This window comes from uncultured Paenibacillus sp., assembly GCF_963515335.1.
In the GTDB taxonomy this organism is placed as follows: domain Bacteria; phylum Bacillota; class Bacilli; order Paenibacillales; family Paenibacillaceae; genus Paenibacillus_I.
The window spans coordinates 1-24,067 of sequence record NZ_CAUPYC010000032.1; the positions used below are offsets into that span (position 1 = coordinate 1).

Genomic DNA, 24,067 nt, shown 5'->3' on the forward strand with positions numbered 1-24,067 from the left:
CCACAAACCCTTGCTACATCAACACTTGGAAATAAATGTCGCCAAACTCGGGTTTCAATGATAAAATTTGGGTTGGAAATTTAAGGGGGTTATGCGGATGAAAGCAAGGAAAATGTCCTTTATCATTGCATTGGTGGTTTTATCCCTGATTGTAAGCGCCTGCGGAAACAGCGGCGGCGGAAACCAGAACAAGGGCGGCATGGACATGGGCAACAAAGATATGGGCAACATGGACATGGGCAACTCGCAATCGGGTTCGGATGCAGGTAGCGCCGGCGAAGTCACCGCGGTGGCTTCCAACTGGAAATGGGAATTGTCCCAAACGGAATTTAAGGTAGGGGAGACCGTTACGTTTTCCGTTCAGAGCAAGGAAGGTGTTCACGGGTTTTCAATTGAGGGCACTGACATCAATCAGCAAATCGCTCCCGGAGAAACCAAGACGGTAACGTGGACGCCCGATAAAGCCGGAGAATACACGATAGCATGCAGCGTGGCGTGTGGAGCGGGCCATAATGACATGGTACAGAAAATAACGGTCAGCGAATAGGAGTTAACTGCTGTTATGGCTCAGAATCAACAGCTTCATTTCAAGCGGCACATCTTGGTCGGCGCGGCAGGAGCGCTATTGGTGTGGTTTTTTTGGCTGACTCGTCCCGAATGGAGCGGCGAGATGAGAATGTGGCGCTCCTTCGGCGATGCTTCCCTGATCCTGTTGTTTTTCACACTGGCGATCGGACCTTTGTCCCGACTTTGGCCGGGCGCGGCTATTCTGCAGCGATACCGCCGCCAAGCCGGGATTTGGTTTGGTGTTCTCGCTTTGATCCACGGGTTTTTGATATGGGACGGGTGGGCGCGCTGGAGTATTTCCCGCTTTCTAGGGTATGAATTTATTCCCCAGCTGAATCGTGTGGTACGTTTGGAGCCCGGGTTCGGATTGGCGAACGTAATCGGCATGATCGTCTTGTTTTTTGCCGTCGTATTGATGGCTACGTCGTCCGAGCGTGCGCTCAAAGCCTTGGGACCTTCATGGAAATGGCTCCACCATAGCGCCAATACCATTTTTTACTTAAGTGCGGTGCACACCGGGTATTTCCTCTATATTCACTACACCGTATCCTTTCATAAAAATCCGGCACCGCCGAATTGGTTCAGGCTGCCTTTCTTAGCCCTGGTCGCCTTTTTATTGATGATCAAGCTGCTCGCCTTCATAAAGACCGTCAGAAAACGAAAAGCTGTGTAACGGGGCGGGCAAGGCGGCTCCGCCCGAATATAAGCGAGGAAAGGCTCGCGCCCGGCATCATCGCAGGATGGTGCTTTTTGCTGTGCGCATATGCGGTTCTCATCAATTGTTTACCGGGTATTTAACTGCTCCTGCTTCGAATAGGGTAAAATGATACGACTACAGAGAAATGGAGTTGGCACAATGAACAAAGATGAAGTGCTTTTGACGCAAGAGGGTTTGGCGAAAATAGAGGAGGAGCTTCGCGAGCTCAAGACCGTCAAGCGCAAGGAGCTGGCCGAGCGGTTAAAGGTGGCGATCAGCTACGGCGATCTCAAAGAAAACAGTGAATACCATTCGGCCAAGGATGACCAGGCATTCATGGAAACCCGGATTCTGATGCTGGAGCGGATGTTGAGAAACGCGCGGATTGTGGATGAGAAGAGCCTGAACTTGAACGAAGTGACCGTAGGATGTATCGTGATTTTGAATGACATTGAATTTGCCGAGCGGTTGGAGTACCGGATTGTCGGTCCTGCCGAGGCCAACGCGGCGGATAACAAAATTTCTTACGAAAGCCCGCTCGGGAAAGAACTTCTGGGCAAAAAAGTAGGCGATGTGATCAGTGTGAACGCTCCCATGGGCATCCTGCAATATGAACTTCTTAAAATCAAAGCGACCTCATAGCAACCGTGGCTTTCTCGCCAATCTGCGGAGTCGGGACTAGTCAATATCGGCATATAGGTCATCCTCATAAGGGATGGCCTTAAACTTGCGGTTACAGACAGTCCGGTCCTCAAACGGAAATGTAAAGCGCGGTGGTCAATCTTTACCTAATCCCAACTTGCCATCTCTTATCCATTATGGTTATGGTAAATCAGAAAAATTGGGATTTATGCTGATGCGCCGGTCTATGGCAGCATGCATGATCCTGTCTTTGATCGCAGTCGCGCCGCTCACGCTGATTCTGTATCCGATCTTGCGGTTGTTGTTCATTGGTTTCGGAATGGCAGGCATTCATTACTTGCTCATCATCCTTTTGCTATACGTTCCTTTGATTCTGCCGGCTGCGTTGTACCCAGAGTGGAAGAATTGATGCATGGAGTGCCTGGGAAGGTGGGGGCGATAAAAAAGTAATACGTTTAAGAAAGTATTACTTTGTATTTTTGGTAGTGATATGCTATTAGTAAATCTGGAGATCGAGGCAATCATTATGGTGGAAATACTGGTAAATCAGGGCACCCCTCATTTTATTTCGTAAAGTAGTGTGTCCCGCGAAAAAATGATTATGCAAGATGTTGGAGATATTATAGCGGCACGCGATTGGATTTAAAAGCTATGAAAAGAGGATAACGCAATGAATAAAGAGTCCATTTACGGATTGACCTTCGATCAACTGACGGTATGGCTTGCGGAACGCGGGCAAACGAAGTTTCGGGCATCGCAGGTGTGGGATTGGCTTTACCGGAAGCGGGTAACGGACTTCTCTGAGATGAACGACGTCAATGGAGAGTGCCTTCAACTATTGGCGGACCATTTTGTCATCCGAACCTTAAGCGAACACACGAGGCAGGAATCGGTGGACGGCACGGTCAAGTTCCTGTTCCAATTGCGGGACGGCAATCTGATTGAAACGGTATTAATGCGGCATAAATTCGGACTCTCGGTCTGTGTGACGACCCAGGTGGGCTGCAACATCGGGTGCAGCTTTTGCGCGAGCGGGTTATTGGCCAAAAGCCGCGATTTGTCCGCCGGCGAAATCGTGGAGCAAATTATGAAAGTTCAGTTTCACCTGGATCATGCGGGGCAGGATGAAAGAGTGAGCCACGTTGTGGTTATGGGGATCGGCGAGCCGTTCGACAATTATAACAATCTCGTTGACTTCATACAGGTTGTCAAAGATCACAAAGGGCTGGCTATCGGTCCGAGACATATCACCGTATCGACGAGCGGCCTTGCCGGCAAGATCCGTGAGTTCGCGGATAACGACCTGGGAGTCAATCTGGCGATCTCTTTGCATGCGCCGAACGATGAGCTGCGTACCCGGATCATGAAAATAAACCGCGCCATTCCAATCGGTCAATTAATGCAGGCCATCGATTACTATTTGGCAATAACGAACCGCAGAATTACGCTGGAATATATTCTGCTGAAGGATGTCAACGACCGCAAGGAACACGCCCTTGAGCTGGCCGGTCTGGCAGGCGATCGGCGGCAGCTCGTCAATGTCAACCTCATTCCCTATAATCCGGTGAATGAACACAGCCAATATCAAAGAAGCGAGCAGGAATCGATAAGCGCATTCTATGATACGTTGAAAAAGCAGGGCGTAAGCTGCAGCGTCCGCCTTGAGCATGGAGCCGATATCGATGCCGCTTGCGGGCAGTTAAGAAGCAAACAGCTGTCGGTTTGAAGCGAAAGAGGTGCCGTCATGCACAGTAGCTCGACGAAAAATGCTGACGTCGGCGAAATGCCAACGTCAGCAGCGTTAAATTCAAACTTGCCGCCGATCAGCTTCATATAAGCCGCAAAGCAACTTGCCAAGCAATAACAGTACTTGACATTACAATATTTTTCTAATTCAGAAACTCTAACCCAATCGGTTCGACTCGTTCTATCTTTTGTGAAAATTGAGTATAAGATAATAATATTTAATATTTACTTGTGTTAATTCGTGTATTGAGCCAGCACAGCTACAGACAACAGACTAAGGGTGAAATTCTTTGAGCAAAACAAAGCGCCAATATAACTCGGTGCGAAGGACGCAGGCGAAGCAGCAAACGATGCTGGATATCGTGGAGGCCGCGGTAACCATGCATTCCGCAGGGATTACTGCCGTTGAAGAAGTGGCGAAAGAGGCCGGTGTTTCAGCAGCCACCGTTCGCAAATATTTTCCTACCCAGGAAGATCTCTTTAAAGGCTGCACGCTGCATTTCTCCCGGAAATATAGTCCTCCGTCTCCGGAGCAGTGGGCCCAAATCGATGAGGCGTCCGAAAGAATAAGCGTTTGCGTCGAACAGCTGTATGCGTTTCTGGAGATATCCATGGGTGTTACTTGGCTGGCGTTTCGAACGCAAGACGAATCTCCTGTAATGAAACAAACACTCCTTCACATGGAGCAATACATAGATGTCGCAGTGAACGCCGTATTCGGCAAAAAACAACCGAAAGATGCCTTCGCAAGGAAGGCCGTGAGGTCCGTTTTACATCCTCTTTATTACCGCGCCCTGCGATTACATGGGGGATTTCAGCCGGATGAGTGCATCCGGTTTTCATCCAATACGATTGCAAGCATATTAAATAATGGAGGTATCGGGAAAAATGATTACATCTAATCTGAACACACTGGATCTGTTGGAATGTTGGTTTGAAAATGATCAAAATACAAGACAAAAAGCGGCATTTCCACTTTACAAAAGTACGGGCACCAATAACCTGGCGGTTGTTTACTTTGAAATAGAACCTGGTAATAACCTTGGTTCTCATACGGATAGTGCCGAGGAAATTATCCTCATCCTTGAGGGAGAAGCCGAGGCAACCGTTGGCGATGAACTAGGGAAGCTGTCTAAAGGGGAATTAGCTCTTATCCCCGCCATGTTGCCGCACGATGTTAAAAACACCGGTTCCGACACTTTAAAGGTTATTGGTTTCTTCTCGAGCCCTAATGTGGTTTCTACTTTTGTTGAACCGCTTATGCCTATCAATCAAAGAGCGGTAGGGACTCCTCCAATTGACAGTGAACAACCGCTGCCTTGGAACGAAATATTCAAAAAATTAATCGGATAAGCTGCACAACGAGCTGGCCACCCTACATCAGGGTGGCTTTTTGCAGGTTTTATCATTGACATAGAATCTGATTAGGGAGCATATTATTCTTGTATATTCAAAAATTCAAATATATCAAGATAAGAAGGGATCAATTTGTTTCCAGCAAAACGAAGCGGCAGATTTCACGGTTATTCTTCAGTCCATTTTCAGCGGGATTTGATCTCAGGTTTCACGGTGGCCATTATAGCTCTGCCGTTAGGGTTGTCCTTTGCTATCGCTTCTGGCGTAGCACCAGTGTACGGCATCTATACGACCATCATTGCCGGCATTCTGATTTCTTTGTTCGGGGGTTCGAGGTTTCAAATCGGGGGTCCCACCGGTGCATTTGTGCCCGTCCTGCTTGGTATTGTGTTGACGGAAGGGTATGAAAGTTTATTGCTGTCCGGGCTGATGGCGGGCGTCCTGCTGGTGCTGATGGGTGTATTTCGATTGGGGGCGCTGATCCGTTACATCCCTCGTCCGGTTACCGTCGGGTTTACGGCAGGCATAGCCGTCATCATTTTCGTCGGGCAGGTTGCGAATTTTCTCGGGCTAAGAGACATCGAAAAGCATGAAGCATTCCTGCCTAACGTCAGGGAAATCCTTGCAAATATTTCTACGATCAACGTATATAGTGTGCTGACAGGCGCGATCTGCCTTGCGGCCATCCTCCTTATTCCGAAAATGTCCCGACGATTGCCGGAGGCAATCATCGGGCTGGTCCTATCGACATTGGCGGCCGCATGGATTTATCCGGGCGAGGTGGCGACGATCGGCACAGTATTTGGAGCGATACCGAGCGAATGGCCGGCGATAAGTCTGCCTGCCGTAAGCGGGGAGAAAATCATCCGTTTGCTGCCTTTGGCCTTCGTGGTGGCCATGCTGGGAGCAATAGAGTCGCTGCTGTCCGCGGTTGTCGCCGACCGGATGGCCGGAACAAAGCATAACAGCAACCGTGAACTGATCGGACAGGGGATTGCCAATATCATAACTCCCCTGTTCGGAGGAATTCCGGCCACCGGAGCCATCGCCAGAACGGCGGCTAATATTCGTCATGGAGCCGCCACCCCTCTCGCGGGCATTATCCACGGCTTGGTCGTGCTCGTGATTTTACTGGTTTTTGCGGATTATGCCGCGAACATCCCTCTGGCGGCGATGGCCCCGATCTTGATGGTCGTCGCCTGGAACATGAGCGAGCGTAAAGAGTTCCGGCACTTGATCAGCGTAAAAAGCGGCGACTCGATCGTCATGGCGGTTACTTTTCTGCTTACGGTGCTTACGAGTCTGACGATAGCCGTCGGAGCGGGACTGGGTCTCGCGGCCATTCTGTTCATCAAGCGGATGGGCGAGGTGACCGGGATGACGAAGGCAGCTCCCGATCCGCATAGCACAAACCGCAAGGTACGGGCTAATCACTCGCACCCGGATCGGGAATGCCCTCAGCTGCAGATTTTTACGTTGGAGGGATCGCTGTTTTTCGGGGCGTCCGATCTGCTGGGAGAGACGGTGGCAAGCCAGTTGAGGAAGAACGCAAACGTCCTGATTTTGCGGATGGGCAGAGTGTTGTATATGGATATGACAGGGGAGTCCCAGCTTAGGCATACGGTTCGCGAATTGCGGAAACAGGGACTGGAAGTATACATTTCAGGGCTTCAAGCGCAGCCGAGGGAGATGCTTTCCCGCAGCGGGTTCATAACCGAAGTCGGGGCGTCCCGTTTTTTTGCGCACACGGGTGAAACGCTTGTATTTGCATTATCCCAAGGGATCGATCATGATAAGTGTAAAGGCTGTTCCCGAAACGTTTTTCAAGAGTGCGCCGGTCTGTCCAGATCCGCCGCGGTTACGGAGGTTGTGAATGAACTCAGAGCTTCAAAGGTTTAAAGCGGAGTTTTTTAAAGCGCTGGCCCATCCGTTGCGCATTCGGATTTTGGAAGTGCTGGCCGATGGCGTGAAAAGCGTCAATGAAATACAAGCCGTGCTTGGATCGGAAGGCTCGGCCGTATCCCAGCAGCTCAGCATACTGCGGTCTAAAAATATCGTACAGGGGCAAAAAGAGGGCAATCGGGTCCTTTATTCCCTTCGGGACCCGATGATTGTCGATTTGCTTACGATCGCGAAACAAATCTTCAGCAATCATTTGATCGATACGATCTCAATGCTGGATGAATTCAGCGAAGCGGCCTCGGATAAGACCGAGAGGCAGCCTGATGGTTAAGAGAGCGCCGCTGTCGGCGGGGACCATTCAAGCGATGTGATGCGGCCCCTCCGAATTGCGGGTTAATGGCCGTTTGTTCGTTCCGTCGGCATTTATTCGATACAGTTGGGTATTTCCGGCCGAATCCGGCGCGGCGAATAAAAGCGCCGTGCCCGAAGGGAACCACTGTGCGTCGGAAGCGCCCTCTTGGAAGATCGTGCTGCCGAAGCCGGTGAGAGTCCAATAAAGCCAAATGTCGAACATTCCTCCTTGGTCGGACGTATAGGCGATAGCCGATCCGGCTCCGCCGTCAAGCCGCGGTGTCTCATAACGATGCATCCGTAAATCCTCCCCCAATCATTTTCAAACCGTCATGCAGTTTATTCGGGGGCAAGGAAATGGGCGCACGGGCGCAGCAAAAAAACAAAACACCTCGCGGGTCGCGGTCGTCGCACGAAACCCGGCAAGGTGTTTTTCCATTCGGCTATTGTTCTTCAAACGCCTGTTTGGCGACGATGTACATCGCCTGCGTCCATGCGAGCGGGGTATTCCCGTTCCACGCGTTGGACCGGCTGTAGTACAGCTCGGGAATCGAGCCGTCTTCCAGCATCACTTCTTCTTGCTTGCGAAGGTAATATTCCGCTTTCGCCCGGTCGCCCAGCTGCATCCAGGCCAGCGCCAGGAAGGCAAATCCGAAGCACCATTCAGCCTCGGTTCCCCGGTAGCATTCTTCCGGCATATACCGTCCGAGTTCCTTCTCATACGTTGAATAATAGGAGTCGCATTCGTAGCGAATGACGCCTTTGTCCCGCACCAGCCGGTCTTCAACCTGTTTCAGCACCACCTCGGACATTTCATGCCCGAAAACCCGGTACGGATAGATCAGGCTAAGCTGAGCGAGATCGTATTTTCTCGTGGGCGTTTCGTATGGAAAAAGCTCGTATAGGGCGGTCATGCCCCTATCGATCATGGACTGCGGCACATCCACGATACCTTGTACGCTTCTCAGTCCCGCGACGCAAGCGGCGATGCTGCTCGATCGAACCTCGACATTTTCCTCCCAAGCGCCCGAATCCCCGCATTTCCAATACTCCAGTGTATGGAGGTATTGCACGAGCTTCTCGACGATCCGGACATCGTGGTCATCCCGAAGCGTCGTTTTGCCTTTCTTGATGCCCTCGCCGATGCCGAAAAGCAGGCCGCCGATCGCATCGTTCTGGGCATGGCCCCACGGCGTATGGATTTCCTGAACGTCCTTTGAATATCTGGCATGTATAAACTCATAAGGGTGAACCGGTTTTATGAGGCAATGGATATCGAGCTTCCACTCATATTCCTTCAGCATATCGAGCCAGCGGTGGTAAATGCCCTCATAATTACGGCAAGGCTTGTCCAGGTAAGCGAGGCTCACATACACGTTGTCCCGGATCCACACGTAGGCGTAGTCATTGGACGGCGCTGCCAGGAACAATCCGTTCTCCAATTTCAGGGTATCGAGAATCTCATAGGAACGGGCTATTTTGTCGTGCACCAACAGTTGAGTGTTCATGTCGGCATCCCCTCTCTCATTCACTCGCGATGCGTTTCGTGGTGATAGAGTGAAATATATCGTTATTATCGGTTCGACATCGTTCGACTTTTAGCGTTATGTAAATATTCGGCGATCCCGGACGATTCTAGCGTGTTTTTGAACGCTTAATACCAGTATGGGAAGTTTTGCTGAAAATGATACCTATGAATGATAGATAGTCGGTAATCCTGTAAAAAAGCAAAACCATTCCCGAGAACGGATAATATGGCCTGCTTGCGCCTTGGTTAAAAATCTTTAACCTCGGTCTGGGTCTAAAGCGGGATGCGGAATAACACTTCGTGTGGCAAAGTAATACCCGTGGTCAGTTGAGAACATGGGAGGTTCGTACCTATGAAATTCCATTTCTATGTGGGTAACGATAACGGCAACAGCGAGCACGATTTGATTATTGACGGGAAATTGATTCAGCAGCCGAACGTGAACTGCACGGTGGACGAGCTGCCGTGGAGCGAGGAGCAGTCGCCCGAGAGCTTTATTAAAAATCTGCAGGACCAGCTCGTCGTAACGGTCGATTCTCCGTCTGCGCGTCCCGGCATGTATTATGTCGGCAAGTTCGCGCTGGAAAGCGGACAGATTCTGGACAATCTGCAGATCGGCATCGATTTGAAAAGCGACATGGACCTGCCGGTGGTCAACACGCTGGCCCAGATCGCGGCGGTGGCCGTCCAGAAGGCGTACGAGGAAGAGAAGAAGATTCCGGACGGCATCGAGGTGGAGGCGGATATGGTGACGGCGCTGCCGGTGACGCAGCATACGGACGAAACCTCGGCCAAGTTCGAGAAAAGGTTCATGTCCGGCTCCCACAACGTGACGGTTCATCTCGGCATGCAGCGGGTGGGCGTCAAGATCGTTTTCCCGTTCGCGAAGGTTGTGCCGGAAGCGACGCCCGTTATTTTCACGCTTCAGAAGGATGCCGAAGGCAATTGGCGCGAAGGCGACATTTTTCAGGAATTCGTGCAGACGTATGAAATCGACAAAAAATTCAACGGCAGCTTTTTCAAGGATAAGCGTATTCTTCATGTCGACATCGGCGACGGATCGACCGAGTATCCGATCACGGAGGGGAACAAGTTTCTGCGGCAGTTCGTGTACGGGAGCCATCATGGAGCGGGGTATGCGATTGAGGAAGCGCTCGACGAGTTCAACCGGCTGATCCATCTGCCCGACAGCCCGCGGCAATTTTTCAGCGATGTGATCAAAAACCCGAAGCACAAGTATCATGCCCGCGCGATCAAGACGTTGAAAAGGCCGCTGGAGAGTCAGGTCAGGCAGATCGTCCAGAATGTAAAAAAGCAGCTGACCAAGGCGCGGAACGAAATCGACTTGATCTGCGTGTATGGAGGCGGCAGCATCCTGATGCGATCGATCCTGCATCCGCAGTTGACGGAGCTGTGCCAAGAGCGTGAAATGCAGCTGCTGTACATCCCGGCCGAGTACGCGGTTCAACTGAATGCGATGGGGCTGGATGCGTTCGTGCGCGGCAAAATCTACGAGGCATTGAAGAATAAAGCCGTTCAGCCTGCGTGATCGTGATGAAGAAGACCAAGCAGCCGGGCGACAACTTCAGCTTGAAAACGAAGAAAACGGAAGATCCGCTGGTCATGCAGTGGATTAACGCGCAAACGAATCTGATGGATTCGCTTCGATACCTCATCGAGAACGAAATCGTGGAAAATGGGGTGCGGAACCTTCAAGCCCATATTCCGACCGAAAGAAACGCGTTGAACGGAGGCTCCGCTTCGGAGCTTTCTCCGTTGCAGCGCGAAACGGCGGAGACCGACGTTCCAGCGGCTGCCCGGCCGTTGGAGACCGAACAGCCTGTAGAGCCGGAACAGCCGGTATCGGCCTCACATGATGACCCGACGCGGAAGGAAGCTCCCGCCGTGCCCATACGTGAGGAAACGCTATTGCCGGCGCAGCCGGCCGCCGACCATGAGCCGGAACCCGCCGAGCCCGAACCGCCGATCGAGGACGAAATCGACGACGAAGATATCGAGGCGTGGATCTGACATGAAAAAGCCCAAGCGTTGTTGTACGATGACAAATGCTTGGGTTTCTTTGTGCTTTTGCTCGATTTGTGTCATCTATCATTACATACCCTTCCTCTTTTTTCTGCACATAGACCGGTTTTGAGAGCTCGGCTTCCGCTTACAAAGTCATATCGAGCTATACAAAGTAGCATGAAGTCATGCTACATAATATAAAATAATACGTAGTAATACTTAATAATACTTGGCGTTACTCGGCAACTTCAACAAAATTGAGCATTCACCTTATCCAACAGGTGACTCGGTTCTGACCGGGCGCCTCCCAAGCATATAATCATACCAGCATATTCCATTGTCCCACCGTGTTGATATAATAGGCTTGGGAAAAATGTCGTTTTATATCGATAACCAATTCGGGGAGGGTTTGTGCATGGCAAACGGCAAGGGCATGTCCATCAAAACCATCGTGGCAATCGGCATCGGGTCGGCTTTATTCGTCATACTCGGACGCTTCGGTTCGATTCCTTCGGGCGTGCCGAACACCAACATTGAGACCGCATACGCTTTGCTCGCATTAATGGCACTGTTGTACGGCCCGGTCGCCGGACTATTGGTCGGTTTGATCGGCCACACACTGAAGGATGCCATTTTCTACGGTTCGCCCTGGTTCAGCTGGGTGATCGCTTCGGCAATCGTCGGCCTGATCATCGGGCTCGCTGCGCGAAACATCCGCATTCACGAAGGTGAGTTCGGCACCGGGGAGTTGATCCGGTTCAACATCTACCAGATTATCGCGAACGCGGCAGCGTGGTTCGTCATTGCGCCGGTGCTGGACATTCTCATTTACGCCGAGCCGTCGAACAAGGTTTTCACGCAGGGGCTTGTCGCCGGGGTGGCGAACATCGTGACGGTTGCCGTTCTGGGCTCTGTGCTGACGGTCGCTTACGCCAAGACGAGAACGAAGACGGGAAGCCTGACCAAACAAGCATAAAACGATGAGCCGGTGATCCAAGCACCGGCTTTTCCAATCTATCCAAAGGCTGTCGGAAATGGTGGGCACGGTGCTGCAGGACCCGGACAGGCAATTCGTCGGATTAACCGTGGCGGAGGACATAGCGTTCAAGCTTGAAATAAAGGCGTGCCGGCTGCAAGGCCCAGCTCGCGGCATGGGCGGATGGCCTTGATCATGCCGAAGCCGAAACGAACCGGCCTGCTTTGATTGAATTGGAGAATATTTGTTTCGGCTACGAAACGGACAAGCCGTGGCTCCTTGCGCTGAAGGAGCAGCTGTGGCTTTTTCTCCTTTGTACGTTTGGGATTTATGGGCTGACGTATGTATTGTTCCGATTCTGGTTTAATAAGGAATAGCGCAGCGCATAATATGCCCCATATGTTTAGAATTTGTCGAACAAGGAGTTGAACCGATGGACACGGGAATTTTGCTGGAATACGCATGGGTGCTGATCGTTCTGATCGGACTCGAGGGGATTCTGGCCGCGGACAACGCTTTGGTTATTTCAATCATGGTCAAGCACTTGCCCGAGAAGGAAAGGAAGAAGGCGCTGTTCTACGGCCTGGCCGGCGCGTTCGTATTCCGGTTTGCGTCTTTGTTCATCATTTCGTATTTGGCGAATGTATGGTATGTGCAGGCGATCGGCGCCGCCTATTTGCTGTATATTGCGATCAGCCATATGGTGAAAAGGCTGTTTGTCCGCCAGGAGAAGCATATGAAGGAGGCCGAGAAAAAGCCGGAGAACTTCTGGTTTACGGTGCTTAAGGTCGAGCTGGCCGACATCGCCTTCGCGATCGACGCCATCCTGGCGGCGGTCGCGCTGGCGATTACGCTGCCGGCAACCGATCTGCCGCAGATCGGCGGGCTCGACGGTGCCCAATTCCTCGTTATTTTGGCCGGCGGCATTATCGGCCTGGTAATCATGAGGTTTGCCGCATCCTACTTCGGCAATCTGCTGGTCAAGCGGCCCGGCCTGGAGACGGCGGCCTTCGCGATCGTCGGTTGGGTAGGCGTCAAGCTGGCCGTCTACACGCTCTCCCATCCCGATGTCGGGGTGCTGGATAAATACTTTCCGAAGAGCGCGGCGTGGAAAACGATTTTCTGGGGCGTGCTGATCGCCATAGCGGTCGCAGGCTGGTTCCTGTCGAAGGAACGGAAGACCGCGGAAGCCGACAGAATGTAACAAAATATAATGAGAAGATCTTCATGATTAAAAGCGTCTCATAAAACCCACAACCAGGACGCTCCCTTCGTATGCTATTATCGTATGGATGCGAAGGGAGTGTTTGTTTGTGGCGACCGATCAAGCGCAAGCGGTGCGCAATTTTACGGTGTCTACGGATATTTTCTATCAGCCGGATCTCGATATTTATGCCCAGATGATCTACATCGTGCTCAGCTCCAGCACATCCGAGAGCTCGATGCCGACGTTGTCCGCGATCGCGGCCAAAGGCCGGATGACGCCGAAGCAGGCGGTGAAAGCGATGCAGACGCTGGTCAAGCTCAAGCTGATTCCGCATAAGCTGTTCCGGCAGATGATCGGCGAATTCCAGGACGATCGGCTGTCGTGGGCGGCGAAAGGTTTGCTTACATACTGCAGGAAGCAGCCGACGATTACGATCGCCGAGCTGCTGGAGCTGTGCGACCAGTCGGGCGAGGACGAGCAAAGCATCCGGCGAGCGCTGGTCGAGCTGAGGGATGCGGGTTATCTGGAGGAGTATCCGGAAATCAGCAAGCTTGCGAACTGAATGGGAGAAGGAAAGCGGCGATAACGGGACATGGAGCCCGTTCTCGCCGTTTTTTTGTGACAAAACGCCCTTATGAAAATTAAGCTATCAAAACAAAGTTAAAACTGTAAAGTATAGTTTACACTTTAACGTAGTGCACCGAGAATTCCCCTTCCTCTACAGGTGGTGGGATGAATCGGTGCCATACAGAGCGACGGGATCAAGCAACGGTCAGGCACCTCCATTGATCCCGCACAAAAGGCATCCCTCGGATGCCCTTTCTTTCTGCATGGTTTTACAGGATGCACGTAAATTCGTCCACGTCTTTCCTGAAGGGCAGGGAGGGCTGCGCGCCCGGTTTGGTGACGGCAAGGGCGGACACTTTGACTGCGAACCGCACCGCATCGGGAAAGCTCAGCTTCTCCGCCAGCCCGACCGCCAACCCCGCATTAAAGGAATCGCCGGCGGCCGTCGTGTCAACGACCTCCACCTTACAGGCCGGCACGAAGCCGATTCCGTCCTCCGTCTGATAGGCCACGCCGTCTCCGCCCCGCGTCAGCAGCGCTTTGCCGACGCCGAGGCGCTGCAGCCCGGCGATGATTTGCTCGGGACTTAGCGCCTGCCGCACATCTCCGGCCGCCAGCAGCATCCCTTCGGTCTCGTTCGGCGTAATGATGTCGGTCAACTCATAAATCTCGGCAGAGAGTGTCTTGGCCGGCGCCGGATTCAGGATCGTGACGACATTGTGCTTCTTGGCGGTCGTTAAAGCCGCTTTAACGGTTTCGATCGGAATTTCGAGCTGCACCATGAGCACGTCCGCGTTTTTGATGAGGTCCTCGCCTTGCGCGATATGAGCCGGCGTCAGCTGCATGTTCGCGCCCGGAGAAACCACAATGCAATTGTCCCCGGTATCGGTGACGGGAATGAAGGCCATGCCGGACGGATATTCCTCCAGTACGCTGATAGGGTCGGTCACGATGCCTTCCATCTGAAGATGCTCCAGCAACTGCCGGCCGAACGGGTCTTGCCCGAGACAACCGAACATGACGACATGGGCGCCCAGCCTGCTGGCCGCAACAGCCTGGTTGGCGCCTTTGCCGCCCGGTACGGTCGTATAGTTCCCCCCCAGTACCGTCTCCCCAATTACCGGCAGCTTGGGGGTTTGGATGACCATATCCATATTGATGCTGCCGACGACCACAATGTTCGCTTTCGGTTTCATTGTTATTCCGTCCTTTCTTTATAGACAAATATGGCATTTGCCTACTTGTTGACTCTATCATAACGGATTGCCGCATATTTTTGGCGGGAAATTATGAAGGCCGCCCCTCATTTGGAGACAACTCATTTGGCGGGTTATGCTAGAATGAAGGGCAGGGAGGGATGGCCGTGCAGGATCTTACGCTGCTTTTGTTTGAACGGATGGGCATTTTTCTGATGCTGACCTTCATTTTCACGCGCATCCCTCTGTTTCGCCAGCTGCTGGACCGCAAAATTTCATGGATGAACCGTTTGTATTTCTCGTGCCTTTTCGGGTTGTTCGGTATATTGGGCACTTACGCGGGAGTGGTCGTTCGGGACGGAACGGTATCCTCTTCGTTCTGGATGCTGCCGCTCGCGCAGGATGAAGCGATCGCGCATTCCGCGCTGGTCGGCGTCGTCATCGGCGGGTTGATGGGCGGTCCTTACGTCGGCATCGGATCGGGCTTGATCACCGGAGCGCTTATGGTGTATATGGGCGGTTTCGCTGGGTGGGCGGGCGGAATCGCCGCGTTGGCCACCGGCATCCTGGCGGGAGGGGTAGCGCGGTTTTTCTCGCAGGAACGGGTCATTTCTCCGGTGAAAGCGCTCTTTATCGGCATGTTCGCCCCGATCCTGCTGATGGGCGTCATCCTGATCTCCGCCGCTCCGCCCGACGAGGCGATTCAATTGGTGAACCTGATCGGCATCCCGATGGTGCTGACCAACAGCGTGGCGATTGCGATTTTTACCACGATGCTGCATGTCGCTTTAAGGGAAGAGGAGCGGACCGCGGCGTATGAAACACAGCGCGCGCTCTACATCGCGGAAGCCGCGCTGCCGCATTTGAAGCAGGGACTCACGTTCAAGACGGCGGCGGCGGTGGCGGGGTTGCTCATGCGGGAGTTGAAAGCGGCTGCCGTCGCGATTACGGACAGGGAGCGCATTCTGGCGCACGCCGGTATCGGGACGCAGCAGCATGTGCCGGGCGAGAGCATCAAGTCCGAGCTGTCGCGCAAAGCCATCGAGACGGGGGAGCAGCAAATCGCTTACAGCCATGAGCAAATCCAGCCGCATCACGCCTCGCTCGGAGCCGCTATCATCGTTCCGATCACAGAGGGCGGCAAGGTCGCCGGGCTCATCAAGCTGTACTTCCGGCGGCCTCAGGACATTCGCTCGGTGGAAATCGTGCTCGCGCAAGGCCTGGGCCAGCTCATATCCTATCAATTGGGCGCGGCCATGCATGAAAAAATGACGCACCTGATGAAGGAAGCCGAGCTCAAGGTGCTGCATGCGCAGATCAACCCGCATTTCCTGTTCAACACGCTCAATTCGATCAACTCCCTGATCCGGATGGACCCGGATTTGGCGCGGCATGTCACGACGCAGCTCGGCACGTATATGCGGCTTAATTTGAAGGTGACGTCCTCGCAATGGATTTCGTTCCGGCAGGAAATGGAGCTGCTGAAGGCGTATTTGGAAATCATGAAAATCCGTTTCGAGGACCAGTTCGCCGTCGAATGCGACATGGATGCGGAGCTCGAGACGTGGCTGATCCCGCCGGCGACGATTCAGCTGCTGGTGGAGAACAGCGTCAAGCACGGCTTGCGCAACCGGAGAAGCGGCGGCCTGATCCGGATCGGGCTGCGCCGCAGCGGCGGCCGCGCCGAGGTGAGCGTCGAGGACAACGGCACCGGCATCCCGCCCGATTTGCTGGGTAAGCTGGGCGCCAAACCGGTGGCCAGCCGGAGCGGCAACGGCATCGGCGTTTATAATATCAACCAGCGTTTAATCGGTCTGTTCGGCGATGAGGCGAGGCTGCATATCGAGAACAAGGCCAAAGGCGGGTGCCGCTTTATGTTTTCCATTCCCTATATGCATGCGGAAGGTAGTGAAGCCTTTGAAGCCCATTAAAGTGATGATCGCGGAAGACGAACGGCTGGCCCGGGAGGAGCTGTCCTATCTGCTCCGGCAGGAAGAGGATCTGGAGCTTCTGCCGAGCGCGGCTAACGGAGCGGAGCTGCTGGAGCTCGTGCGCGCATGGGCGCCCGACGCCGTTTTTCTGGATGTGCAGATGCCGGAGATGGAAGGCATACAGGCGGCCCGGATGCTCACGGCTTCGCCGTCGCCGCCGCTGTTCGTGTTCACGACCGCCCATGAGGATTACGCGGTGGAGGCGTTCGGGCTGAACGCCGTCGATTATTTGCTCAAGCCCTACAGCCACCTTCGGTTAAAAGAAACGCTGCACCGCATCCGCGGCAAGCTGCGGACGGAGCCGGCAAAGCCGTCCGCCGTTGCGCCGTCCGCGAAGCCGCAGCCGTCCGCTTCCTCGGGCGTCGGCAAATGGAACCGCCTCCTGATGGAGGACGGGGAGAAGCATGTGGTGATCGACCCGGAACAGATCGTCTACGCGGTGCGGGAGGAACGGGTCGTTCTCGTTCATCTGGCGGACGGGACATTCATCACATCGAAACAAACGCTGCAGGAGCTTGAGGACAAGCTGGAAAGCTTCGCTTTCTTCCGCCCGCACCGAAGCTATCTGGTCAATCTGAATCGGATCGAAGAGGTCGTGCCGTGGTTTAACGGCGCCTATAATCTGACGATGCGGGACCGCAAGCAAACGCCGATTCCTTTATCCCGGGAGGCGGCCAAAGAGCTGTTCAGGCTGCTGAAAGGGGAGTAGGCGGTGTCCAAACAGTCCGTTCGGGACTGTTTTTTTGCATTTCGCGCATCGATCGTGACGGTTTGCGCAGTAAATCGCTTCCTCAAACGCAATTATGATTATAATCACAGTAAAGCGCTTTCATTACATGTGAGGAGCTGATTCCGTGACCGTCCGACACATTGAAACGATTCCCAGTGTCCCAGGCAATCCTAATATGCCGTCGTATGAATCGGCCCGCCGCTCTTTCCGCTGGGAGGAGGTCGAGCAGCATTTCACCTGGCACCGGACAGGCAAATGCAATATGGCCTATGAGGCGATCGACCGCCATGCCGAAGGGGCGCTGGCGAACAAGACCGCCCTGATCTATGAGGATGACGACCGGAAGGAGAGCTACACCTTCGAGCAGCTCAGCAAGCTGTCGAACCGGTTCGGGAATATGCTGAAGGAGCTTGGGATCGGCAAAGGCGACCGCGTCTTCTTCTTCATGCCGCGCACGCCCGAGGTCTATGTGGGCATTTTCGGTACGCTCAAGGTCGGGGCGATCGTGGGGCCGCTGTTCGAGGCTTTCATGGAAAGCGCCGTGGCGGACCGGCTCTCCGACGCCGGGGCGGCGGCGATCGTCACGACGTCCAGGCTGAAGCACCGCATAGCGCGCGACAAGCTCCCTCATCTGAAGCATGTCATCGTCGTGGATGAGCAGACGGAGTGGCTGCCCGGCGAAGTCGACTTTCATGTCGCAATGGCGCAGGCGTCCGAAGAGTTGGAAATGACGTGGGTCGACCGCGAGGATCCGCTCATCCTGCACTATACGTCGGGCTCTACCGGAAAGCCGAAAGGCGTGCTGCACGTTCACGGCGCCATGGTGCAGCACTACCTTACCGGCAAATGGGTGCTGGATCTCAAGGACGACGACATCTACTGGTGCACCGGTGATCCGGGATGGGTGACGGGCACCTCCTACGGCATATTCGCTCCGTGGCTGAACGGCGCGACGAACGTGATTCGCGGCGGGCGGTTTTCGCCCGAACGCTGGTACCGGACCATAGAACAATACAAAGTCACCGTATGGTACAGCGCGCCGACGGCGTTCCGCATGCTGATGGCGGCGGGCGACGAGGTGACGCAAGCCTGCGATCTGTCGAGCCTGCGCCACGTATTATCGGTCGGAGAGCCGCTCAATCCGGAAGTGGTCCGGTGGGGGATGAAGGTATACGGCCGGCGCATTCACGATACGTGGTGGATGACGGAAACCGGGGCGCATATGATCGTGAATTACCCGTCCATGGCTATACGGCCGGGCTCGATGGGCAAGCCGCTGCCCGGCATTGAAGCGGCGATTATCGACGATAAAGGCAATGAGCTGCCGCCCAATCGTTTGGGCAATCTCGCGATCCGTACCCCATGGCCGTCCATGATGCGCCAGATATGGAACAATCCGTCCAAGTATCAGGAATATTTCCGCCTTCCGGGCTGGTATATATCCGGGGACTCCGCCTACCGGGATGAGGACGGCTACTTCTGGTTCCAGGGGCGCGTCGACGACGTGATCAACACCTCCGGCGAACGGATCGGACCGTTCGAGGTGGAGAGCAAGCTGGTCGAACACCCGGCCGTTGCGGAAGCGGGCGTCATCGGCAAGCCCGATCCGATCCGGGGCGAGATCATCAAAGCGTTCATCGCTTTGCGGGAGGGATACGCGGAAACGCCGGAATTGCTCGAGGAAATACGCGTATTCGTGCGCAACGGATTGTCGGCGCATGCGGCGCCGCGCGAAATCGAGGTGCTGGGCAAGCTGCCCAAAACAAGATCGGGCAAAATCATGCGCCGCGTGCTGAAGGCGCAGGAGCTGGGGCTCCCGACCGGAGACCTGTCCACGATGGAGGATTAACAATAGCGATGGAGGGATGCGGCATGGATGGAAAGCAAAGAAGCGGCGGCTACGCCGAAGTGTGGCAGTCCGAGAAGTTTAAGGCGCTTATTGCGCGCAAGAGGCGGTTTATTATCCCGATGACCCTCTTTTTCCTTGTGTTCTATTTCACGCTCCCGGTCATGACCTCTTACTCCAAGGTGTTGAACGAACCGGCATTCGGGCAGGTGTCATGGGCGTGGGTATTCGCTTTCGCGCAGTTTGTGATGACCTGGACGCTTTGCATGATTTACTCCAGGAAGTCGGCGCATTTCGACCGCATGGTGGACGATATCAAGAAAGACGCGGGGGTGTAGGCGGATATGGCGATTGCCTTGTTTTGCGCCATTGTATTTCTTACGCTGGTCATTACGTATTTCGCCGCCAAGAAGACCAACAATGCCAGCGAATTTTATACCGCAGGCGGCGGGCTGAAGGGCTGGCAGAACGGCACGGCCATTGCGGGCGACTACATGTCCGCAGCTTCGTTCCTCGGCATCGCCGGAACGATCGCGCTCGCCGGCTTTGACGGGTTCTTCTACAGCATCGGCTTTCTTGTCGCCTATCTTGTCGTTCTCTACTTGGTCGCGGAGCCGCTTCGCAATCTCGGCAAATATACGGTGGCGGACATGATCGCGGCGCGCTTCTCGGACAAAAAGATCCGCGGCGTCGCGGCGCTCAACACCATCTCCATCTCGATCTTCTACATGATCGCCCAGCTCGTCGGCGCAGGCGCGCTGATCAAGCTGCTGCTCGGCATCGATTATACGACCTCCGTCCTGATCGTGGGCATTCTAATGACCATTTACGTCGTTTTCGGGGGCATGCACGCCACAAGCTGGGTCCAGATTACCAAAGCGGTGCTGCTCATGGCAGGCACGTTCATTATCTCGATCATCGTGTTCGCCAAGTTCGGCTTCAGCATTACGGCGATGTTCGATCATATGAAGACAGCTACGCCGCTTGGCGAAGCGTTCCTGAATCCGGGCAACAAATACAAGGTGCCGCTTGAGACCATTTCGCTCAATCTGGCGCTTGTGCTCGGCACCGCGGGGCTGCCCCACATCCTGACCCGTTTCTTCACGGTCAAAGACGCGCCGACCGCCCGCAGCTCGGTCGTGTACGCCACCTGGATTATCGGCATTTTCTACATCATGACGATTTTCCTCGGCTTCGGCGCCGCCGCCTTCGTCGGAGCGGAAGGCATTACAGCCGTCGACAAGGGAGGCAATATGGCCGCGCCGCTGCTGGCCAGAGCATTGGGAGGAGACTTCCTGTTCGCGTTCGTCTCGGCCGTCGCATTCGCCACGATTCTGGCCGTCGTTACGGGCCTCGTGCTTGCCGCGGCTTCGGCGTTCGCGCACGACTTCTACGGGCACATCATCCGGCGCGGCCAAGCGACGGAGAAGGAGCAGCTGCGGACGGCTCGCTGGGCCTCGATCGGCGTGTCGGTGCTGTCGATCCTACTGGCGCTGTTCGCGCAGAAGCTGAACGTCGCGTTCCTGGTGTCGCTGGCTTTTGCGGTTGCCGCCGCCGCGAACCTGCCGGTTATCCTGTTCACGGTATTCTGGAAACGCTTCAACACAACCGGCGCGGTTGCCGGTATGCTCGTCGGCTTGTTCAGCACGGTTATTCTGGTTGCGATCGGGCCGAACGTCTGGTCGCCGGAAGCGGGCAAAGCGATACTGGTCGGCGAGCCGCTTTTCAGCATGGCGAACCCCGGCATCATCTCGATTCCGCTCGGCTTCATTGCCGCCTATGCGGGCACGCTGCTGTCGAGCAGCAAGGACGAAGTCAAGTACCGGGAGATTGTGGTCAAGGCGAATACCGGCGTGTAACGTCGGCTTGTGAAGGTGTGCAAGCAGAGAATGGGGCTGTCCGGAAGCGGAAAACCGCTTGTCGGGCAGGCCCGTTCTTTTATTTGGAGGCGGCTTGTGGGATGATGAGGGAAGAAATGCCGGGCGGGGCGGGCGGACAAGGCTGCCGCCGCTTGCGGACGGTCGGAGAGGGGCTGGGACGTGACGTGAATCAATCGGGGTTCGTATTTTTTCTGGCAGTCGTCGTCGGCACGCTGGCGATTACCTATTATGCGGCGAAACGGACGTCGAATACGAACGATTTCTATGCGGCTGGCAGCCGGTTGACCGGTCTTCAGAACGGGCTTGCGATTGCCGGCGATTATATGAGCGCGGCCTCGTTTCTCGGGATTACCGGCTCCATCGCGCTGTACGGCTTTGACGGCTTTTATTATTCGATCGGATTTCTCGCCTCTTATGTGGTCGTGCTCTATCTGACCGCCGAACCTCTTCACAATTTGGGGCGGTATACGATGGCCGATGCGATAGCGGTCCGTTTCCGGCATAAGGCGCTCCGCGGCGCCGTTGCCTTCAACAATATCGTCATTACTGTATTCTATATGATCGCACAGTTGGTCGGCGCCGGGGGGCTGATCCACCTGCTGCTCAATATTCCGTATTCGTCGGCGATTCTGCTTGTCGGGGGCTTGATGACGATTTATGTGGCGTTCGGCGGCATGCTGGCGACATCGTGGGTGCAGATCGTCAAGGCGATTCTGCTTGTGTCGAGCACTTTTATCGTAAGCCTGATTGTGCTGTCGCGATTTGAATGGGACGTCACGGGATTGTTCTCGAGCATGTCGGACGCGACGCCGCTGGGAGACCGGTTTCTGCAGCCGGGCAACCTTTTTCAAGGACCGGTCGATACGCTCTCGTTCAATCTGGCGCTCGTGCTCGGCACGGCGGGCCTGCCTCATATCATCGCCCGTTTTTATACGGTGAAGGATGCGCGAACGGCGCGAAGCTCGGTTGTGACCGCAACTTGGGTGATCGGCGTCTATTATGCGATGACGATCTTTCTCGGGCTTGGAGCGGCAGCCCTTGTGAGCTGGGAGCAGCTGTCGGAGAGCAACAATCTCGCCGCGCCGCTGCTCGCCAAGGCGCTGGGCGGCGATTTTCTGATGGCGTTCATTTCGGCCGTGGCGTTCGCCACGATTCTGGCCGTCGTCTCCGGACTGGTGCTTGCGGCATCGTCCGCTTTCGCGCACGATGTATACAGCAGCATCATTCGGCGCGGGCAAGCGACGGAGGCCCAGCAGATGCGCGTTGCGAAAATGTCGGCGGTCGCCGTCGGCGCGGTGTCGATCGTGCTGGCGCTGGGCGCGCAGAACCTGAACGTCGCGTTTCTCGTCTCGCTGGCGTTCGCCGTGGCGGCCTCGGCCAATCTGCCGGTCATCCTGCTCACGCTGTTCTGGCGAAGGTTTAATGTGTACGGCGCGTTGACGGGGCTGTTCACGGGGCTCGTGTCGTCGGTGCTGCTCGTTGTGCTGAGCCCGAACGTGATGGATCCGGCTGTCGGCTGGATCCGGGCGGAGGCGATTTTCCCGTGGATGAATCCCGGCATCGTGTCGATCCCGCTCGGTTTTCTCGGGGGCATCGTCGGTACATGGCTGACATTCAAGGCGGACACGGCTGGCGCGGCGCGGTTCGACCATATGCAGGTGGTCGCGCATGTGGCGCCCGAAGAGAAGTGAGCAACGCCATTGCTGCTGATGCCGCACGGACCCTGCGTTGTTAAAACGATGCGGCGGGACATGTGGTTGACCGCCGACACGCGGCGGTATCTGGCGCGGGGAACCAAGCGAGGTGCCGAAAGCAGCCTGCATTGGAAACCATCCAACCAAATCGCCTCTTCCCGCTGTAAGGCGGGATTATGTTGGAAAGCGTCCAACGAAATCGACTGTTTTCTCCTCGAAACCGCTGTTGCTGCTTCATTTGACTGCATAGAATCCACTATACCGAGGAGAAGAGGTTAACGGCTTGATTTGTGTTGGATGAAATCCAACAGGGCGTGCGAACTGGGTCGGATTCGGCGGACTCTGGGACAGTAGGCGGCGGCCGGACGGGTGTTTTACCGGATTAGAAGGAGGAACACGGAGCGAGTGGCACAGTTGGAGACCCGAGTAGACCCGAGCAGACGGAGCGGACCGGAGCGACCCGGAGCGGACCGGAGCGACCCGGAGCGGACCGGAGCGACCCGGAGCGGAACCGAGCCGACCGGCCCGCGACCCGAGCGGCGTGAAAACAACGACAAGGCTGTTGAGTCGCAAGGACTCAACAGCCTTGTCTCGTGGCTATTCGAGGTTCGCGTGCTTGCCGTACATGCTGCCCGAGTCTTGTCCGCGCTTGTCCATCAGCCGCAGGATCGCGGCGTCGAGGAACAACAGCAGCGTTTGCTCGAACAACGAGCCCATCGGCTGGATCGTCTTGTTCGGATCGGACGCCGCATCCTTCACGGCGCCCGGCAGCTGTGCGACGATATCCGCCCGCTGCCCGATAGAGGAGCCGGGCTCGATAGTCACAAGAGCCAATGTTCCGCCAAGCGTTTTGACCTTGTCGGCCATGGCGATCAGGCTCTTCGTCTCCCCCGACCCGGATGTGATCAGCAGCAGATCGCCGGCGTCGAGCCCGGGCGTCACCGTTTCGCCCACCACGTGCGCCGAAATGCCCAGGTGCATCAAACGCATCGCGAACGCCTTTGCCATGAGGCCGGACCGGCCGGCTCCGGCGACGAACACTTTTCCCGCGCCCGCAACCGCCTCGACCAGCCGCTCCGCCCCCTCCGACGGAAGCTGCTCTGCAGCCCGCCGCAGTTCCTCAACGATCTTCCCCGCGTATTCCGCCGTTGTGTGCATGACGCCGC

At 55.1% G+C, this 24,067-nt stretch carries 24 protein-coding genes; 20 read left to right on the top strand and 4 right to left on the bottom strand.

Annotated features, from left to right (window positions below; translation table 11 throughout):
• Nucleotides 1–97: 97 nt before the first annotated feature.
• The 8 genes from RWM61_RS11690 (at nt 98) to RWM61_RS11725 (ending at nt 7,241) form a co-directional block, all read left to right on the top strand.
• The gene (locus tag RWM61_RS11690; protein WP_314000876.1) at nt 98–547 is read left to right on the top strand and encodes a cupredoxin domain-containing protein; all 450 of its coding nucleotides are present in this window, start codon (nt 98–100) and stop codon (nt 545–547) included.
• A gap of 15 nt (nt 548–562) precedes the next feature.
• Nucleotides 563–1,240, top strand: a complete 678-nt coding sequence (locus tag RWM61_RS11695) for a hypothetical protein (RefSeq protein WP_314000878.1) — start codon at nt 563–565, stop codon at nt 1,238–1,240.
• A gap of 183 nt (nt 1,241–1,423) precedes the next feature.
• Entirely contained in the window at nt 1,424–1,906 is a 483-nt protein-coding gene (greA, locus tag RWM61_RS11700) for a transcription elongation factor GreA (RefSeq protein WP_314000880.1), read from the top strand.
• Nucleotides 1,907–2,576: 670 nt separating this feature from the next.
• The gene (gene rlmN, locus RWM61_RS11705; protein WP_314000882.1) at nt 2,577–3,632 is read left to right on the top strand and encodes a 23S rRNA (adenine(2503)-C(2))-methyltransferase RlmN; all 1,056 of its coding nucleotides are present in this window, start codon (nt 2,577–2,579) and stop codon (nt 3,630–3,632) included.
• Nucleotides 3,633–3,942: 310 nt separating this feature from the next.
• Entirely contained in the window at nt 3,943–4,554 is a 612-nt protein-coding gene (locus tag RWM61_RS11710; protein WP_314000884.1) for a TetR/AcrR family transcriptional regulator, read from the top strand.
• A complete protein-coding gene (locus RWM61_RS11715) occupies nt 4,541–5,005 on the top strand; it encodes a cupin domain-containing protein (RefSeq protein ID WP_314000886.1) in 465 nt (154 codons plus the stop codon). The genes RWM61_RS11710 and RWM61_RS11715 overlap by 14 nt, the downstream gene beginning before the upstream one ends.
• Before the next feature lie 135 nt (nt 5,006–5,140).
• Complete coding sequence (locus tag RWM61_RS11720) at nt 5,141–6,907, top strand: SulP family inorganic anion transporter (protein WP_399538465.1); 1,767 nt, start codon at nt 5,141–5,143, stop codon at nt 6,905–6,907.
• Nucleotides 6,882–7,241: a metalloregulator ArsR/SmtB family transcription factor gene (locus RWM61_RS11725; protein ID WP_314000888.1), complete on the top strand. Its 360-nt coding sequence runs from the start codon at nt 6,882–6,884 to the stop codon at nt 7,239–7,241. Before RWM61_RS11720 ends, RWM61_RS11725 begins: the two co-directional genes overlap by 26 nt.
• A gap of 27 nt (nt 7,242–7,268) precedes the next feature.
• On the opposite strand, the gene RWM61_RS11730 is transcribed toward RWM61_RS11725, so the two are convergent.
• On the bottom strand, nt 7,269–7,559 hold the full coding sequence (locus RWM61_RS11730; protein WP_314000890.1) for a hypothetical protein: 291 nt from the start codon (nt 7,557–7,559) through the stop codon (nt 7,269–7,271).
• Nucleotides 7,560–7,704: 145 nt separating this feature from the next.
• Nucleotides 7,705–8,769, bottom strand: a complete 1,065-nt coding sequence (locus RWM61_RS11735) for a glycoside hydrolase family 15 protein (protein WP_314000892.1) — start codon at nt 8,767–8,769, stop codon at nt 7,705–7,707.
• Between the two features lie 372 nt (nt 8,770–9,141).
• On the opposite strand from RWM61_RS11735, the gene RWM61_RS11740 reads away from it, so the two are divergent.
• From RWM61_RS11740 to RWM61_RS11765, 6 genes are all read left to right on the top strand, one after another.
• Entirely contained in the window at nt 9,142–10,338 is a 1,197-nt protein-coding gene (locus tag RWM61_RS11740) for a ParM/StbA family protein (protein WP_314000894.1), read from the top strand.
• 5 nt (nt 10,339–10,343) lie between these two features.
• A complete protein-coding gene (locus tag RWM61_RS11745) occupies nt 10,344–10,820 on the top strand; it encodes a hypothetical protein (protein WP_399538482.1) in 477 nt (158 codons plus the stop codon).
• A gap of 409 nt (nt 10,821–11,229) precedes the next feature.
• A complete protein-coding gene (locus RWM61_RS11750) occupies nt 11,230–11,790 on the top strand; it encodes an ECF-type riboflavin transporter substrate-binding protein (RefSeq protein ID WP_314000899.1) in 561 nt (186 codons plus the stop codon).
• A gap of 58 nt (nt 11,791–11,848) precedes the next feature.
• Entirely contained in the window at nt 11,849–11,983 is a 135-nt protein-coding gene (locus RWM61_RS11755) for a hypothetical protein (RefSeq protein ID WP_314000901.1), read from the top strand.
• A gap of 240 nt (nt 11,984–12,223) precedes the next feature.
• Nucleotides 12,224–12,994, top strand: coding sequence for a TerC family protein (locus RWM61_RS11760; RefSeq protein ID WP_314000903.1), 771 nt, complete (start codon nt 12,224–12,226; stop codon nt 12,992–12,994).
• 109 nt (nt 12,995–13,103) lie between these two features.
• A complete protein-coding gene (locus tag RWM61_RS11765) occupies nt 13,104–13,559 on the top strand; it encodes a hypothetical protein (protein ID WP_314000905.1) in 456 nt (151 codons plus the stop codon).
• Nucleotides 13,560–13,833: 274 nt separating this feature from the next.
• On the opposite strand, the gene rbsK is transcribed toward RWM61_RS11765, so the two are convergent.
• Nucleotides 13,834–14,760: a ribokinase gene (rbsK, locus tag RWM61_RS11770; protein ID WP_314000907.1), complete on the bottom strand. Its 927-nt coding sequence runs from the start codon at nt 14,758–14,760 to the stop codon at nt 13,834–13,836.
• Between the two features lie 167 nt (nt 14,761–14,927).
• Between rbsK and RWM61_RS11775 the strand changes: the two genes are divergently transcribed.
• The 6 genes from RWM61_RS11775 to RWM61_RS11800 all read left to right on the top strand — a co-directional run bounded on the left by RWM61_RS11775 (nt 14,928) and on the right by RWM61_RS11800 (nt 22,898).
• Entirely contained in the window at nt 14,928–16,691 is a 1,764-nt protein-coding gene (locus tag RWM61_RS11775) for a LytS/YhcK type 5TM receptor domain-containing protein (RefSeq protein ID WP_314000909.1), read from the top strand.
• A complete protein-coding gene (locus RWM61_RS11780; RefSeq protein ID WP_314000911.1) occupies nt 16,678–17,460 on the top strand; it encodes a LytTR family DNA-binding domain-containing protein in 783 nt (260 codons plus the stop codon). Before RWM61_RS11775 ends, RWM61_RS11780 begins: the two co-directional genes overlap by 14 nt.
• Before the next feature lie 196 nt (nt 17,461–17,656).
• On the top strand, nt 17,657–19,330 hold the full coding sequence (gene acsA, locus RWM61_RS11785) for an acetate--CoA ligase (RefSeq protein WP_399538484.1): 1,674 nt from the start codon (nt 17,657–17,659) through the stop codon (nt 19,328–19,330).
• A 23-nt stretch (nt 19,331–19,353) separates the two neighbouring features.
• The gene (locus RWM61_RS11790) at nt 19,354–19,665 is read left to right on the top strand and encodes a DUF485 domain-containing protein (protein WP_314000915.1); all 312 of its coding nucleotides are present in this window, start codon (nt 19,354–19,356) and stop codon (nt 19,663–19,665) included.
• 6 nt (nt 19,666–19,671) lie between these two features.
• Nucleotides 19,672–21,186, top strand: a complete 1,515-nt coding sequence (locus RWM61_RS11795) for a cation acetate symporter (RefSeq protein ID WP_314000917.1) — start codon at nt 19,672–19,674, stop codon at nt 21,184–21,186.
• Between the two features lie 185 nt (nt 21,187–21,371).
• On the top strand, nt 21,372–22,898 hold the full coding sequence (locus RWM61_RS11800) for a cation acetate symporter (RefSeq protein ID WP_314000954.1): 1,527 nt from the start codon (nt 21,372–21,374) through the stop codon (nt 22,896–22,898).
• A 600-nt stretch (nt 22,899–23,498) separates the two neighbouring features.
• On the opposite strand, the gene hxlB is transcribed toward RWM61_RS11800, so the two are convergent.
• Nucleotides 23,499–24,059 carry a 6-phospho-3-hexuloisomerase gene (hxlB, locus tag RWM61_RS11805; protein WP_314000919.1) on the bottom strand — a complete coding sequence of 187 codons (561 nt, stop codon included), beginning with the start codon at nt 24,057–24,059 and terminating at the stop codon, nt 23,499–23,501.
• Nucleotides 24,060–24,067 lie beyond the last annotated feature (8 nt).